Genomic DNA, 15,100 nt, shown 5'->3' with positions numbered 1-15,100 from the left:
TCCTCCGGCGTTCGATCGGGGTGGCTGCCGCATCCCCCGCGACAGCGCATGCCCCGCAGACAAACAGCCCCGCCACGACCACGGCAATGAAGAGCGGCGTTTCCTGACACGCCGCTGACGGGCTGACATGACACCGTCCCTTTTCTTGACGGCTGCGGCCGGACTCACTTCTTCTTGATGCGCCACTCGAACGCCGGTAGTCAGGAGGGCCGTCGATGACGGAATTCGGTGTCAACTTCTTCCCGGTGGTGGATCCGGCGGTGAAATCCGCCACGGATTACTACGACGAGACGCTGCGGCTCATCGAACGCGCGGAAGACCTGGGATTCACGCAGGCCCAGACGGTCGAGCACTACTTCACCGCCTACGGCGGGTACAGCCCCGACCCGGTCACCCTGCTCACCGCGGCCGCCGCCCGCACTACACGCATCCGGCTCGCCACCGGCGCCGTTGTACCGGCGTTCACCCACCCGGTGAAACTGGCGGGGAAGCTCGCCATGCTCGACCACATCTCCCACGGCCGGCTCGACGTCGGGTTCGGACGGGCCTTCCTGCCCACCGAGTTCGAGGCATTCGGGATTCCCATGGACGAGAGCCGGGCCCGGTTCGCCGAGGGTGTCGAGGCCTGCCGCCGGCTGTGGACCACCGAGGACCTGGTGTGGGAGGGCCGCTTCCACCGGTTCGGGCCGGTCACCCTGCTGCCCCGGCCGTATCAGCGGCCGCACCCGCCGATCTTCGTCGCCTCGGCCACCAGCGCCGAGTCGTGCGCGGCGGCCGGTAGCGCCGGCCACCACCTTCAGGTCGTGCCGTCCGTGACGTCGGCCGAGCAACTCGCCTCGATGCTCGACGCCTACCGCGCTGCCTGGGACGCCGCAGGCCATGATCCGGCTGCCCGGCGCATCCAGATCAAGTACACCTGCTACCTCTCCGAGGACGCCGACGAGGCCCGCACTCTGGGCGAGTTCCACGAGCGCACCTACATCCACCACATGATGGCGGCCGTCGCCCCGCTTGCCACCGGAAAGAGCGCCGACTACCCCGGTTACGAGAATTTCCTCGAAAAGGCGAAGAACTACGACTTCGCGAGCTCTCTCGCGGCCGACAAGGTGCTCGCCGGCGACCCCGAAGGCGTCACCGGGCAGATTCGCGTGATTCGCGAGCGATTCGGCGAGGACCTTTCCTTCAGCCTCCAGTTCAATCCCGGCGGGCTTGCCCATGACACGGCCGAAGCGGCGATGGAACTGTTCGCCGCCGCGGTCATGCCGGAATTCGCCCCGCGCCCGTCCCCCAGGCCCTAGGACGCGGCGGGTCCCTCGTGGCCGACCAGCGCCGACAGGCGCTCCAGCCGGACTCGCAGCGACTGCTGTTCCGAGGCCAGCAACTGCACCAGGCCGCGCAGCCGGTCGAGTTCGTCGGCCTGCCCGGCCTGTGCCGGCGGGCGGGCGTACCGGTCCGGGCCGGCCGGGCGCGGCAGGTGCTCCGCGGACGGGGCCGTGCTCCGGCGCGCCGGACCGTGCCCCGGGACGGGGACCGGTCCCGCGGCCGGCACGTCCTCGTACGGGGTCAGCGCCAGTTGCGCCCGGAACCGCGTGTGTCGCGGGTACGCCCGGACGGCCTCCCGCAGTTCGGCGTGCACCTGCGCGTGCCGGCCGGTCCGCAGGGCCGCGCCGAACATCGCCTCCAGGGCGTCCAGCCGTACGCGCTCCAGGTCCTGTGCCATCGCGCCGCAGATCGGACCGCGCACGCTGCCCTCCAGCACCTCTCCGCGCCACAGCCCGAGCGCCTGCCGCAACTGCCGGTACGCGGAGTGCGGATCCCGCTCGGCCGCGTGCCGGGCCCGGGCCACGGCGAGCCGGAACCATCCGCAGTCCGTCTCCCGCTCGTGCGCCCGCAGCACATAGCCGGACCGGTGGGTCTGCAGGCGGGACCGGTTGCCCTGCTCCGGCTGCGCCATGGACAGGGCCTGCCGCAGCCGGGACACATGAGCCTGCAGGGCGTTGCCCGCCTTGCCGGGGGGGTGGTCCCCCCACACCTCGTACACGAGCCGGTCCACCGGCACGGGCCTGCCCGGCCGGGCCAGCAGGGCCCCCAGCAGCGTGCCCTGCTTGGAACTGCTCAGCCGGACGCTCCGGTGCCGTGTCTCGTCGTACAGCTCGGGTACGCCCAGCATCCGGAAGAGCATGGATTTCCCCCTCGTGACTCGTACGTCCGCCGCCTGCCCGGCGCACGGTGTCCTGTCGTCGAGGGCATCACACCGGCCGTGGCGCGCGCCTGAGTGAGCGGTACTCAATCGCTTCCGGCGCGCGAGGCCTGCGGGGCTTGCGCCGGCCCGTACCCGGCCGGTGAAACGGCCTGCCGGCACGGTGAATTGAGTACCGGACACTCAGGTGCCGCCCACCCGCCGCGTGGTCTGGTGGGGGCAGCCGTGCCACCCGGTCCGGCGACAGCCGAAGGCGAGTGAGAGAGGCACACATGAGTCGGTGGGACGCTGACGTGGCCGTCGTCGGCCTGGGAGCGTGGGGAGCCGCGGCCCTGTGGCACCTGGCCGGCCGGGGGGTCGACGTCATCGGATTCGAACGGCACCGCCCCGGCCACGCCCTGGGGTCCTCCTTCGGCGGCTCGCGGATGGTTCGGGTCACCTGTCTGGAACACCCCGGCCTGGTGCCGCTGGCCCGCAGGTCGTTCGAGCTGTGGCGGCGACTGGAGGAGGAGTCGGGCGAGGAGCTGTTCCTGCCCGGCGGCGGCCTGCTGATCGGGCCCGAGCAGGGTCTCGTGGTCGGCGGTACGCTGCGGGCCGCCGCCGTCCACGGGATCGACGTGCGGGTGCTGGGCGGGGCCGAGCTGCGGGAGCGCTTCCCCCAGCACATCGGGGTGCCGGACCACCACCTGGCGGTGTGGGAGCCCTCGGCCGGTCTGGTGCGGCCGGAGGCGGCGATCCGGGCCGCCGCCGCCCTCGCCGCCAAGGCGGGAGCACGGGTGTTCACCGACAGCCGGGTCACCGCTTTCGAACCCGTCGCCGGCGGTGTCCAGGTGCGCACGGCCGAAGGCGCCTACCGCGTCCGCCGGGTGGTGATCACCGTGGGGTCCTGGCTTCCGTCCCTGGTCGAGGGACTGCCGCTGGAGACCCTGCGCATGCCGCTGACCTGGTTCCGCCCGGCCGACGACGACGGCACCTTCGACCTGACGCGATTCCCCGTCTTCATGCGGGAGACGGACGAGGGACCCGTGCTGTGGGGCAACGGCCGCGAGGGCGGTCACGAGGTGAAGCTCGGCCTGGAGGGATACGGCCCCGGCGCCCGCCCCATCGATCCGGACGACGATGCCGACCGCTGCGTCCGGACCGAGGACTGGGCGGACGTCGCCACGATGCTGTGCGGCCGGGTGCAGGGCCTGGCGGACGTGCCTGACCGGGTTGCTGTGTCGTTCTTCTCCCGCACACCCGACGGTCAGTTCGCGGTGGGTGCGCTCGACGACGAGGCGCGCTTCGTCGTCGGCGGCGGCTGCAACGCCCACGGCTTCAAACACGCCTCGGGCCTCGGCGAGGCGCTCGCCGACCTGGTCACCGGGCGCGCCCCGCGGATCCCCCTGGACTTCCTCGCCCCCGGCCGCTTCGGCGCCCGCACCTCGCCCACGACCACAGCGCTCACGGCGCGGGAGGGCATGCGATGAACACCCCGGTTCCCACTACCCCCCTGGCCCGGGCGGAGCACTTCCGTGACGCCATGGCGCTGCTCCCGGCCGCGCTCACCATCGTCACCACCACCGACGACGAGGGCCGCCGCTGGGGTTTCACCGCCAGCTCCGTCGTCTCCGTCTCGCTCGACCCGCCGCTGCTGCTGGTCGCGATCTCCCACAGCTCCAGCTGCCACGAGGCGTTCGTGTCCGCCCGTGAGTTCGTGGTGAACGTCCTGGACGACCGCCATCGCGCCCTCGCCCGCGCATTCGCCCGGCACGGTGTGGACCGGTTCGCGGGGCAGAAGTTCGCCCGGTGGCCGGGGACCGCTCTGCCGGTCCTGGCCGACGCCCACGCCGCGTACCGCTGCCTGCGCCACGCCGTGCTGCCGGCCGGTGACCACGACCTGCTGCTCGGAGCCCTCGGCGAGGTGGAGGCCGGGTGTCCCGGCACCCCGCTGCTGTGGTTCCGGCGGACCTTCCACACCCCTCGCTGACCCTGCCGCTCTCGCCGTCCAAGGAGGACCTGTGTCGTCAGCCGCCCATCCCGTCCTGGATCCGCCCATCGACGTCACGCCGGACCCCGACGAGTTCGTCCGTGCCGCGATGGAGTGGCACTTCAGCCCGGAGACCGGCTCGCCGTACTGGCTCCGGCGCGCCCGCAGCCTCGACTTCGACCCCCGCCGGGACGTCAAGACCCACGCCGACCTCGCGCTCTTCCCCAACATCGTGAACGAGCTGCGGGACGTGCCGGTGCGGGATCTCGTCCCGCGCGGGTACGGCGAGCGCCCCGACATCGTCGGCACCTTCGAGAGCGGCGGCACCACCGGAGCACCCAAGCGGGTCGTCTGCCTGCGCGACTGGCTGGACCGCATGGTGGCCTGGAGCAACGCCAACCTGGACACCCACGGCTTTCCCCGGGGCGCCCAGTGGCTCGGTCTGACCCCCACCGGCCCGCACATCGTGGGCCGGATCTTCCAGGAGTCCGCCACCACCCACGGCAGCCTCGGTTTCACCGTCGATCTGGACCCCCGCTGGGTGAAGAAGTCGATCGCCTCCGGCCGGGGCGACCTCGCCGACGACTACGCCGAACACCTCATCGACCAGGCGGCCTTCGTCCTGCGCACCCAGGACATCGGCGTGCTGACGATCACCCCGCCGCTGCTGGAGCGGCTGGCCCGCCGGGACGAACTGGTCGACCTCGTGGTCGAGAAGGTGCGCGCCATCCGCTGGGGCGGCACCCAGATGGACGCCGACAGCCGCCATCTGTACCGCACGGAAATCTTCCCCGGCATCCCGCTGTACGGCCACTACGGCAGCACGATGATCCTGGGCATCGCCGGTCAGCGGTACGGCCTCGGGGACGACGACCCCTGCGTGTTCGACACGTTCTCGCCCTACATCACCTTCTCCGTGATCGACCCCGCGACCGGCGAGCCGGTCCCCTACGGGCAGCGCGGCCAGGTCGTCATGCATCACGTCAGCAAGGGCCTGCTGCTGCCCAACAACCTGGAACGGGACCTCGCCACCCGGATCGAGGCCCCGGACGGCCATGCCGGGGACTCGGTCGCCGACATCGCCCCTGTGTCGCACTTCGACGACCAGGACGTGATCGAGGGTGTGTACTGATGTCCCCGTCCGTCGCCCTCGACGTGCTCGGTCCGTCCGGCGCCTACCGGGCCCGCAACCGGCAGCCCGTCGTCGACGTGGCCGGGCGTCCGGTCGCCGAACTGGCCCTCGCGCCCCGGCTGTTCGTCGGCCGGGCGATGAGCTCCCTGCGCGCCGCCACCCCCCTTCCGCTGGACGAGCGCGTGGCCGCGATCGCCCGGGCCGGCCGGCTGTTCGCCACCGCCGAACTGGGGGAACTCACGCCGGAGGCGTACGAGCAGGCGGTGAGCCGGGTCGCCGGCCTGCCCATCGGCGTGGTCCGGGCCGCCACCCGCACCCTCGTGCGGCGCACCGCGCACCTGTACCGCGGGCTGCAGTTCGCCCGCCCGGCGGGCGCCGTCGGCGAGTGGCGCGACCCGCTCACCCGGACCGGCCGGGCGGTGTGGACCCGGCGCGGCGAGGTGCTCGCGGTCCACGCGGCCGGCAACCACCCCGGCACGCACTCCCTGTGGCCCGAAGCCCTCGCCCTCGGCTACCGGGTCGCCGTCCGGCCGTCCCGCCGCGAGCCGTTCACCCCGCACCGGCTGGTCCTCGCGCTCCGGGCGGCCGGCTTCGGCGACGACCACGTCGCGTTGCTGCCCACCGAGCACGAGACCGCCGAGGCCATGCTGCGAGAGGCCGACCTCGCCTACGGCAGCGACGAGATCATCCGCGAGTACGCCGAGGACCGGAAGGTGCTGTCGCTGACCCCGGGCCGGAGCAAGATCCTGCTGACCGCGGATGTGGACTGGCGCGGTCAGCTGGACATGCTGGTGGACTCCGTCGCCCACCACGCCGGTACCGGCTGCGTCAACGCCACCGCCGTCTTCGTGGAGGGCGACCCGGCGCCCGTGGCCGAAGCCCTTGCCGAACGGCTCGCCGAACTGCCCAGCCTGCCGCCCGAGGACGACAAGGCCCGGCTGCCCGTGCAGTCCGTCCGCACCGCGCGGGCGTTGCAGAGCCATGTCCTCGGCCGGGCGAAGGGCGCCCGGGCCTGGCTCGGCGGCGACGGCTTCGTCGACGAACTGGGGGACGGCAGCGCCGTACTGCGCCCCGCGGTGTTCGAACTCGACCGCTCCGACGCGCCCGAGGCTGGTACCGAAATGCCCTTTCCCTGCGTCTGGTTGGCGCCCTGGAGCCGCGCGGAGGGGGTGGCGCCGCTGAGGAACACCCTGGTGCTCGGCGCGGTGACCGAGGACGAGGCCCTCATCGACGCGCTGTGCGACGAACCCACCATCAGCAATCTGCACCTGGGCGGCCATCCCACGCACTGGACCGACACCGGGATGCCCCACGACGGGTATCTCGCGGACTTCCTGATGCGGAGCAAGACCGTGCTGCGCGGCTGAACGGGACGGGCCCCAGCAGGGCGCCGGAGGACGGGACCGCCCGGCTCCGGCGCCTTGTCACACCCCTTGCCATAACCAACACTTCTGACGTCCAGGGAAAGCAGCTATTGGACATCTGACCCGCGGGCGCCGGACGATCGATGAGCCACCCGCCCCGAACCCTGACGGGACGAATTGGAGCGCAGATGCCCGCACAACGCCCGGCACCGGAACGGCGTACCCAGGACGTCCTGGCCGCGATCTGGTGCGACATCCTCGAACTGCCCCGGGTGGGACCGCAGGACAACTTCTTCGACCTCGGCGGCCACTCCGTCCTGCTGCACATGGTCCGCGACCAGGTCGCCGAGCGGCTCGGCGCCGACGTCCCGCTCGTCGACCTCTTCACCCACCCCACGATCGGCAGCCTCGCCCGCCACCTCGATGGCCGTGCGGACGCCGACCCCCGCGCGGGTCGGCGCACACCCGCGGGACGGACCGCGGACCGCTCCCGGCTCGGTTCCCGGCGGGCACGCGGCGCACAGGAGACCGACGGAGAACCCGATGCGTGACGATCAGGAACACGGCCAGGACCACGACGCGGCCGGCACCGGCGAGCACATCGCGGTCATCGGGATGGCCGGCCGCTTCCCCGGCGCCGAGGACATCGACGCCTTCTGGCGCAACCTCACCGAGGGCCGGGACACCCTCACCCGCGAACCGCCCCGACCGCTGCGCCCGTCCACGGGCGCCACCGACGACGGCACCGGCCCCTGCTTCGTCCCCGCCCGGGGACTGCTGGAGCGCCCCGAGTGGTTCGACGCCGGCTACTTCGGCTACACCGCCGAGGAGGCCCGGCTCATCGACCCCCAGCAGCGGGTGTTCCTGGAGTGCGCCGTCGCCGCCCTGGAGCACGCGGGTCAGGACCCCGACCGTCATCCGGGCGCCATCGGCGTCTACGGCGGCTGCACCGAGACCGCGTACGCCGAGACCCTGCGCGCCCAGCGGGAGAAGCTGCCGGACGTCACCGAGGAGGACATCCTGCTCGGCACCGCCCCCGACTTCCTCACCGCCCGCACCGCCGAGCGGCTGGGGCTGCGCGGCCCGGCCGTCACGGTGCAGGCCGCCTGCGCCACCGCTCTCGCCGCCGTCCACCTCGCCACCCAGGACCTGCTCTCGGGCGAGTGCGATCTCGCGCTCGCCGGGGGAGTGGCGGTGCACGCCCCACCCAAGGACGCCGGATACACCGAGGACGGCATCCTGGCCCGCGACGGGGTGTGCCGCCCCTTCGACGCCGCCGGGGACGGCACGGTCGCCGCCAACGGCGTCGGCGTCCTCGTTCTCAAGCGGCTGGCCGACGCGCTCGCCGACGGCGACCGCGTCCACGCGGTGCTGCGGGGCTCCGCCGTCTCCAACGACGGGTCGGCCCGGGTCGGGTTCACCGCCCCCAGTGTCGCGGGCCAGGCGGCGGCCGTCCGCACCGCCCAGCTCGTGGCCGGTGTCGACGCCGGGACCATCACCTACGTGGAGACGCACGGCACCGCCACACCGCTCGGCGACCCGATCGAGATCACGGCCCTCACCGAGGCGTTCCGCGAGGACGGCGACGACCGCGGCTACTGCGCCATCGGATCGGTGAAGAGCAACATCGGCCACACCGACGCCGCCGCGGGAGCCGCCGGACTCATCAAGACGGTGCTGGCCCTGGAGCACGCCGCCATCCCGCCCAGCCTCCACTTCACCCGGCCCAACCCCCAGATCGACCTCGCCGCCAGCCCCTTCCGCGTCGCCACGGCGCTCGAGCCCTGGCAGCCCCGGGGCGCCGTCCGCCGGGCGGGCGTGAGCGCCTTCGGCATCGGCGGGATCAACACCCATGCCGTCCTGGAGGAGCCGCCCGCCCCGCCCGCCACTGGTCCGGCCCGGCCGCTCCAGCTCCTGGCGCTGTCCGCGCAGACACCGACGGCGCTGGAAACGACGGCCCGGAACCTGGCCGCCCATCTGCGCACCCACCCCCGCCTGCCGCTCGCCGACGTCGCCTGGACCTTGCAGACCGGGCGCCGGGAACTGCCGTACCGCGCCTACGTCGTCGCGGACAGCGCCGAGGCGGCGTCCGCCGCCCTCGCCGCCCGGGACGGCGAAGCGGAGCGGGCCGTCGCGCGCACCGCCGCCCTGTTCCTCCCCGGTGCCTCCGCCTCGCCCGGACCGGGCTGGCTGCTGCCGGCGGAGCGGGTCTTCACCACGGCGTTCGACGCCTGTCTGGACGCCGCCCGGGACCCGGACACGACCGGCGACCCGGGCGCCGCCGTACGCGCCGTGCTCGGCACCCCGCGCGCCTCCTGGCCGGACGACCCCGCGGTGCGCGAGCTGGCCGTCTTCGCCCGCGAGTACGCCCTCCAGGCCCTGTGGCGGCACTGGACCGGCGAGCCCTCCGCCGTCTGCGGCACCGGCACCGGCGCCCTGGTCGCCGCCACGGCCGCCGGGGTCGTGACGCTCCGCGACGCGGTACGGCTCGTGACGGCCGCCGCCCGCTGCGCGGACCCCGCGCGGACCCTCACCGAACTGCTGCGGGGCATCGCGCTCCGTCCGGCCCGGACCACGCTGCTGTTCGGCGGGGACGGCACCCGGTACGACGCCGGGACGACGCCCGACTCCTCCCGCTGCGCCACCGCATGGGCCGAGCAGGCGGACACCGACGCGGCCCGCACCGCCCTCGCCGGCGACGGCGACCGGGCCGTCCTCACCCTGCCCGCTCCCACCGCCACACCGGACGCCGCCCTTGACGCGCTGCTCACCGGACTCGGCCGGCTGTGGGCACAGGGGCTGCGGGTCGACTGGAGCGCGGTGCACGACGGAGCGCGCCGGGCCCGCCTGCCGCTGCCGGGCTACCCGTTCGAGCGTCTGCCGTATCTCGTCGAGCCCGTCGCGCGGCCCGCCCCGCGGGCGGGCGCCGCCCGCTCCGCGGCCCCCCGCGGCGTACCGGAGGCGCCGGCCGAACCGCGGACCGCGCCGGACCCGAACCCGAGGACGGACAGCGACCGCACGGGCGACACCCTGGAGCTGGTCCTGCGGCTGTTCGCACAGGCGCTCGGCCTGCCGTCGGTCGACCCCGACGACAGCTTCTTCTCACTCGGCGGCGACTCGCTGATCGCCGCGCGCGTCCTCGCCCAGGTCCGCGAACTGCTCCCGGTCGACGTCAAGGTGAAGGACCTGTTCTCGGCGTCGGCCGCGACCGACTTCGCCGGACTCCTCGACGAACGCCGCGCCGCCCGCCAGCAACCGCCCAAGGAGTGATCATGGCCGACACCCCAGTGCCCGGCGCCGCGACCGCCGCACCCGTCGACAGCCGATGGCTGGTCTGCCGGGACCCACGGCCCGACGCCTTCGCCGATCTCTACTGCTTCCCCCACGCCGGAGGCTCGGCGGGCGAGTTCCTGCGCTGGTGCGACCGGCTCCCCGGCGTCCGCGTGTGGGGGGTGAAGCTGCCGGGCCGCGTGCCCCGGCAGGACGAGCCGCCCTTCACCCGGATGCCCGAGCTGGTCAAGGCCCTGGTCGAGGAGGCCGATTTCGGCGCCGGACCCTTCGCCTTCTTCGGCCACAGCCTCGGCGGACTCGTGGCCCACGAGGTGGCACGCGCCCTGCGGGACACCGGCCGTCCGCTGCCGACCCGGATCTTCGTCTCGTCCGTCCAGCCCCCGCCGGTCCACGCGGCGCGGCCGGTGCACGGGCTGTCCTCCGCCGACCTGCTCACCGAGGTGGAGCGCCGCTGGGGCTCCCTGCCCTCCGTGGTCCACGAGGACGATGATCTGCGCGAGTTGGTGCTGCGCTACATCAGGGCCGACATGGAGATTGCCGAGACGTACGACTTCGTGCCCGGAGAGCCGCTGGACCTCCCGCTGACCGCGTTCATCGGCGACGAGGAGGCCGGCGACATGCGCGGCTGGGCGGTCCACACCCGTGGCGCCTTCGACCACCACACCCTGCCCGGCGGCCACTTCTACTTCCGCGCCCCGCACGCCCGGCAGGAGCTGCTGCACACCGTCCACCGGGCGATGACCGCGGACCGATGACAGGAGACACCATGCGCAGTACGACCTTCGGCCGCCACAGCGGCCTCAGGGTGTCCGAGTTCGCCCTCGGCACCGCCAACTTCGGCACGCTGTGGGGCGGTGGAGCCAACCGGGACGAGGCCTACAAGATCTTCGACCGGTTCACCGAAGCCGGCGGCACGCTGATCGACACCTCCGACAGCTACCAGATGGGCACCGCCGAGCAGTTCCTGCGCGAGTTCCTCGGCAGAGAAAGGGACAACTACGTCCTCACGACCAAGTTCTCCCTCGGGACCGGCCGCCCGCACCCCTCCACCACCGGCAACAGCCGCAAGGCCGTGGTCCGTTCCGTCGAGGCCAGCCTGAAGCGGCTCGGCACCGACTACCTCGACCTGTACTGGGCGCATCTGCCCGACGGACTCACCCCCGTCGAGGAGATCCTCGCCGCTCTCGACGACCTCGTCCGCATGGGCAAGATCATGTACGCGGGGCTCTGCAACTTCCCGGCCTGGCGCGTCTCCCGCGCCGTGACCCTCGCGGAGCTGCGGGGCTGGAGCCCGCTCGTGGGCGTGCAGTTCGAGTACAGCCTCGCCGAGCGCAGCGCCGACCGGGAACTGCTGCCCATGGCCGAGGCGTTGGGCCTGGGCGCCGCCCTCTTCGCCCCGCTCGGCGGCGGACTGCTCACCGGCAAGTACCGCACCGGCTCCGCGGGCCGGCTCAGTGACTGGGAGGGGCGCGGCATCCGCACCGAGGACAGCGAGCAGCGCACGCGCGTCCTCGACACGGTGCTGGACGTCGCCCGGGCGACCGGCCTCACGCCCGCCCAGGTGTCCATGGCCTGGCTGCGCGCCCGGGCCGCGCACTCCCCGACCACGCTGGTTCCTCTCATCGGCCCGCGCAGCGCCGACCAGCTGGAGGGCTACCTCTCCGCCCTGGACGTCACCCTCGACGACGCGCTGGTGGCGCGGCTCGACGAGGTCAGCGCCGTGCCGCTGGGGCAACCCCACGAACTCGTCGCTGGTGCGCTGCGTTCGGCGCAGGGCGGACAAGCCGTCATCCGCCCCGCTGTTCCCGTGGCCTGAGACCACCATGACCGAGGTGACCAGGAAGGAGCACAGCATGGCCGCGACCGAGCCGGCCGACGACGGCGGGGTTGCCGTCATCGGCATGGCGGCGCGCCTCCCCGGCGCGCCCGACATCGACGCCTACCGGCGGCGACTCACGCGGGACGGGGAGCCGGACCCGGTCCTGCGGGACGCGTACGCCTTCGACCACACCTACTTCGGCCTCTCACCCGGCGAGGCGCTGATCACCGACCCGCAGCACCGGATCCTCCTCGAGTGCGTCACCCGTTCGCTCCAGGACGCGGCGGTGGACCCCGCCCGCGCGGACGCGGTCATCGGCGTCTACGCCGGCGCGAGTACCACCGCGTACGCGGAGGGTCTGCGCCGCGGGATCCGGCGGCTGCCCAACGCCGACGACTGGCAGATCCGCATCGCGACCGGCCCCGACTTCCTCGCCGCCCGGCCCGCCTACAAGCTCGGTCTCACCGGTCCGTCCGTGACCGTGCAGGGCGCCGGCGCCACCCTGCCGCTGGCCGTCCACCATGCCGTACAGGCCCTCCTTGCCGGGGAGTGCGACATCGCCGTCGCGGGGGCCGTCACCGTCCGCCCCCTCGCCGGGGACGACGGCGGCGCGGATGCGTTGTCCACCGGCGGCTGCGGAGTGCTGGTCCTCAGGCCGCTGGACGCGGCGCTCGCCGCGGGTGACCGCGTCCACGCCGTGGTGCGGGGCACGGCCGTCGGCCGCGACGACGGCACGGACCGGCTTGGGCGGCGGGCCCGCGCAGTCGCCGGCGTCCCGGCCGGCACGGTCGTCCGGGTCACCGCCGACGCGCCTGGCGGCGCCGCCGTGACCGACACCACGCCGGGCGTGACCGCCCTGCTGTCAGCCGTCGTGGGCGTGGCCTGCGGCACGTTGCCGGACGACGACGGCGACTGGCGGACCCCCGAGCGGCCCCGGCGGGCGGGAGTGGACGCGTACGGTCCGTTCGGCCTGCGGGTGCACGTCGTGGTGGAGGAACCCCCGGCGACGGCACGGCCGCAGCCCGAGCCGAGCTGGCAGCTGCTGCCTGTGTCGGCCCGGTCCGCGACCGCCCTCGACCGGCTGACCGCGGATCTCGGCGACGTCCTCGACCGCACCACCGACCCGCTGCCGGACCTGGCCTGGACCCTCCAGTCGGGCCGCACAGCGGAGCCGCACCGGCGGTTCACGGTGGCCCGAAACCGCGCCGAGGCCGCCGCCGCCTTCGCCGACGGCACCCGCCGCAAGGCCCCCGCCGGGCGGGTGCCCGACCAGCCCCGTTCCGTCGTCTTCGCCTTCCCCGGCCAGGGCGGTCAGCACGTCGGCATGGCCCGCGCCCTGTACCGTACCGACCCGCTGTTCCGCGCCGACGTCGACGCCTGCGCCGAGCGGACCCGCGAGGCCCTGGGCATCGATCTGCGCAGTGTTCTCGATCCGGCCGACGAGGCCGCGGCCGCCCGCAGCCGGCAGGCCCTGTCGACCATCGCCGTGGGCCAGCCGGCGGTCTTCACGGTCGAGTACGCGCTGGCCCGCGCGCTCATGCGGTGGGGCGTGCGGCCGGCGGCGGTCGTCGGCCACAGTCTCGGCGCCTACGCGGCGGCCTGTGTGGCCGGGGTGTTCGCCTTCCCGGACGCCCTGGACCTCGTGCTGGAGCGGGGCCGGCTGTTGCAGAGCCTGCCGTCCGGCTCGATGGCCGCGGTACGGCTGCCCGAGGCGGAGGTGCTGCGGCTGCTGCCCGACGGCCTCGGCATCGGTGCCGTCAACGGACCCGACCAGGTTGCCGTGTCCGGGCCGGCCGAACTGGTGGAGCGGTTCGTCCGGGACTTCCCCCGGCCGGATGTCGAGGTGAAACTCCTGAAGATCGCTACCGCCGGCCACTCCTCCCTCGTGGAGCCGGTCCTGGACAGCTTCGAGACGTACGTCCGCGGGCTGCGGCCGCGTGCTCCGCGGATTCCCTTCGTCTCGGACAGCACCGGCACCTGGGCGGTCGAGGAGATCGCCAGCGCCGCCTACTGGCGTGCCCACATGCGGCGCGCCGTACGGTTCTCCGACGCCCTGGAGACGCTCGCCGGCCTCGACCGCGCCGTGCTCCTGGAGGTCGGACCGGGAATGACGCTCACCTCGCTCGCCCGCCGGCACCCGGCCCTCGCCGAGGGCCACTCGATGCTCCAGACCCTGCCGCACCCGGCGGACGACACCCACGAGGCCCGGGTGCTGCTGACGGCGCTCGGACACCTGTGGCTGGCAGGCGCGGAACTCGACTGGGCGGCCCTGCACGGCGGCCGACGGCGCAACAGGGTTCCGCTGCCCGGACACCCCTTCGAACGCCAGGAGTTCCGTCCGCCGGCGCCAGCTGCCTGATGGTGTGTCAGGGAACTGCCGCAGCGTCCGAGGGGCCGGCGGTGAGGTCGGCGAGAGAGGTGCGGGCGTGGCTGATGAACGCCCGTGCCGCCGGGCTGACCGGTCCCTCGCCACGCCAGGCGAACGCCAGCCGCCCGTGCATATGGGGACTGTCGACCGTCAGGGTGCGCAGTCGGCGGGCCCGGGCGAACGGCTGCGGCAGGAACGCCACCCCGAGCCCGCGAGCGGCCAGTTGGGCCAGCAGCTGGGGGTCGGCGGCCTCGAAGGCGATCCGGGGCGTGGCCCCCGCGGCCGCCCAGGCGGCCTCGACACAGGTCCGCACCCCGGTGCCCGGCGGCAGGCAGATCAGGGTGTGGTCGCGGATCTCCTCCACCGTCACCTGTCGGCGCCCGGCCAGCCGGTGGCCGGGTTCGACCGCCGCCACGACGGGCTCGTCGGCGATGACCTGGACCTCCAGGCCCGCGGGCGGTTCGGCGGCCAGTCCGATCACGGCGGCGTCCATCCGCCCGGCCCGTATCGCCTCGGCCAGCTCGTCGGAGTTGCCCTCCGACAGCGCCATGTCGACGGACGGGTATCGCTGGTGGAACCGGGCGAACAACTCGGGCAGGCCCAGTGACGCGAACGAGGTCACCGTGCCCACGGTGACCTGGCCCCGGGTCAGCCCGGCGAGGTCGTCCACCGCGAGCCGGGCGCCCTCCACCGCGGCGAGCGCCGCCCGAGCGTAGGGAAGCACCGCCGCTCCCACGTCCGTCAGCCGCACCGTGCGCCCGTTGCGGTCGAGCAGCTCGTGCCCGAACTCCCGCTCCAGCTTGCGGATCTGTGCGCTGACTCCGGGCTGGGCCACGTGGACGCGAGCGGCGGCCTTCGTGAAGCTCGCCTCCTCCGCGACGGCGACGAAGTACTCAAGCTGGCGCAGTTCCATAAGCGTTGATTCTAAGGGTGGATGAAATGACGAGCTTGGCCGTA

The 15,100-nt window shown here is 73.8% G+C and carries 12 protein-coding genes; 10 read left to right on the top strand and 2 right to left on the bottom strand.

All coding sequences use genetic code 11. The features are described 5' to 3' along the window. Positions 1-215 precede the first annotated feature (215 nt). Positions 216-1,298, top strand: coding sequence for an LLM class flavin-dependent oxidoreductase (locus JHAT_RS30815; protein ID WP_077801577.1), 1,083 nt, complete (start codon positions 216-218; stop codon positions 1,296-1,298). On the opposite strand, the gene JHAT_RS30810 is transcribed toward JHAT_RS30815, so the two are convergent. Continuing rightward, a complete protein-coding gene (locus JHAT_RS30810; RefSeq protein ID WP_077801576.1) occupies positions 1,295-2,182 on the bottom strand; it encodes a BTAD domain-containing putative transcriptional regulator in 888 nt (295 codons plus the stop codon). The genes JHAT_RS30815 and JHAT_RS30810 overlap by 4 nt on opposite strands. Positions 2,183-2,472: 290 nt before the next feature. On the opposite strand from JHAT_RS30810, the gene solA reads away from it, so the two are divergent. From solA to JHAT_RS30765, 9 genes are all read left to right on the top strand, one after another. Further along, positions 2,473-3,669, top strand: a complete 1,197-nt coding sequence (gene solA / locus JHAT_RS30805) for an N-methyl-L-tryptophan oxidase (RefSeq protein ID WP_077801575.1) — start codon at positions 2,473-2,475, stop codon at positions 3,667-3,669. Then, positions 3,666-4,169 (top strand): flavin reductase family protein, encoded by a 504-nt coding sequence (locus tag JHAT_RS30800; RefSeq protein WP_077801574.1) that lies wholly within the window; start codon positions 3,666-3,668, stop codon positions 4,167-4,169. Before solA ends, JHAT_RS30800 begins: the two co-directional genes overlap by 4 nt. A gap of 31 nt (positions 4,170-4,200) precedes the next feature. Continuing rightward, a complete protein-coding gene (locus tag JHAT_RS30795) occupies positions 4,201-5,301 on the top strand; it encodes a phenazine antibiotic biosynthesis protein (RefSeq protein WP_077801573.1) in 1,101 nt (366 codons plus the stop codon). Next, entirely contained in the window at positions 5,301-6,668 is a 1,368-nt protein-coding gene (locus JHAT_RS30790; protein ID WP_077801572.1) for an aldehyde dehydrogenase family protein, read from the top strand. The genes JHAT_RS30795 and JHAT_RS30790 overlap by 1 nt, the downstream gene beginning before the upstream one ends. A gap of 185 nt (positions 6,669-6,853) precedes the next feature. After that, positions 6,854-7,216, top strand: a complete 363-nt coding sequence (locus JHAT_RS30785; protein ID WP_171991138.1) for a phosphopantetheine-binding protein — start codon at positions 6,854-6,856, stop codon at positions 7,214-7,216. Continuing rightward, entirely contained in the window at positions 7,209-9,935 is a 2,727-nt protein-coding gene (locus JHAT_RS30780; protein ID WP_171991137.1) for a type I polyketide synthase, read from the top strand. Before JHAT_RS30785 ends, JHAT_RS30780 begins: the two co-directional genes overlap by 8 nt. A gap of 2 nt (positions 9,936-9,937) precedes the next feature. Continuing rightward, a complete protein-coding gene (locus JHAT_RS30775; protein ID WP_077801569.1) occupies positions 9,938-10,711 on the top strand; it encodes a thioesterase II family protein in 774 nt (257 codons plus the stop codon). Positions 10,712-10,722: 11 nt separating this feature from the next. Continuing rightward, a complete protein-coding gene (locus JHAT_RS30770) occupies positions 10,723-11,772 on the top strand; it encodes an aldo/keto reductase (RefSeq protein WP_077801568.1) in 1,050 nt (349 codons plus the stop codon). 37 nt (positions 11,773-11,809) lie between these two features. Further along, a complete protein-coding gene (locus JHAT_RS30765; RefSeq protein ID WP_171991136.1) occupies positions 11,810-14,134 on the top strand; it encodes a type I polyketide synthase in 2,325 nt (774 codons plus the stop codon). Between the two features lie 7 nt (positions 14,135-14,141). Here the strand turns inward: JHAT_RS30765 and JHAT_RS30760 are convergent, their stop codons facing one another. Further along, positions 14,142-15,056, bottom strand: coding sequence for a LysR family transcriptional regulator (locus JHAT_RS30760; protein ID WP_077801566.1), 915 nt, complete (start codon positions 15,054-15,056; stop codon positions 14,142-14,144). Positions 15,057-15,100: the final 44 nt, after the last annotated feature.

The sequence above is a fragment of the Streptomyces sp. JHA26 genome, from assembly GCF_002005565.1.
Taxonomy (GTDB): Bacteria; Actinomycetota; Actinomycetes; order Streptomycetales; family Streptomycetaceae; genus Streptomyces.
The sequence above is the reverse complement of the archived record's forward strand: the minus strand, read 5'-3'. Positions and strand labels throughout refer to the sequence as shown.

Excerpts from the sequence above, each read along its gene's own strand:
- JHAT_RS30815 (WP_077801577.1), top strand. The coding sequence starts at position 216 with ATGACGGAATTCGGTGTCAACTTCTTCCCGGTGGTGGATCCGGCGGTG.
- JHAT_RS30810 (WP_077801576.1), bottom strand. The coding sequence starts at position 2,182 with ATGCTCTTCCGGATGCTGGGCGTACCCGAGCTGTACGACGAGACACGG.
- solA (WP_077801575.1), top strand. The coding sequence starts at position 2,473 with ATGAGTCGGTGGGACGCTGACGTGGCCGTCGTCGGCCTGGGAGCGTGG.
- JHAT_RS30800 (WP_077801574.1), top strand. The coding sequence starts at position 3,666 with ATGAACACCCCGGTTCCCACTACCCCCCTGGCCCGGGCGGAGCACTTC.
- JHAT_RS30790 (WP_077801572.1), top strand. The coding sequence starts at position 5,301 with ATGTCCCCGTCCGTCGCCCTCGACGTGCTCGGTCCGTCCGGCGCCTAC.
- JHAT_RS30785 (WP_171991138.1), top strand. The coding sequence starts at position 6,854 with ATGCCCGCACAACGCCCGGCACCGGAACGGCGTACCCAGGACGTCCTG.
- JHAT_RS30780 (WP_171991137.1), top strand. The coding sequence starts at position 7,209 with ATGCGTGACGATCAGGAACACGGCCAGGACCACGACGCGGCCGGCACC.
- JHAT_RS30775 (WP_077801569.1), top strand. The coding sequence starts at position 9,938 with ATGGCCGACACCCCAGTGCCCGGCGCCGCGACCGCCGCACCCGTCGAC.
- JHAT_RS30770 (WP_077801568.1), top strand. The coding sequence starts at position 10,723 with ATGCGCAGTACGACCTTCGGCCGCCACAGCGGCCTCAGGGTGTCCGAG.
- JHAT_RS30765 (WP_171991136.1), top strand. The coding sequence starts at position 11,810 with ATGGCCGCGACCGAGCCGGCCGACGACGGCGGGGTTGCCGTCATCGGC.
- JHAT_RS30760 (WP_077801566.1), bottom strand. The coding sequence starts at position 15,056 with ATGGAACTGCGCCAGCTTGAGTACTTCGTCGCCGTCGCGGAGGAGGCG.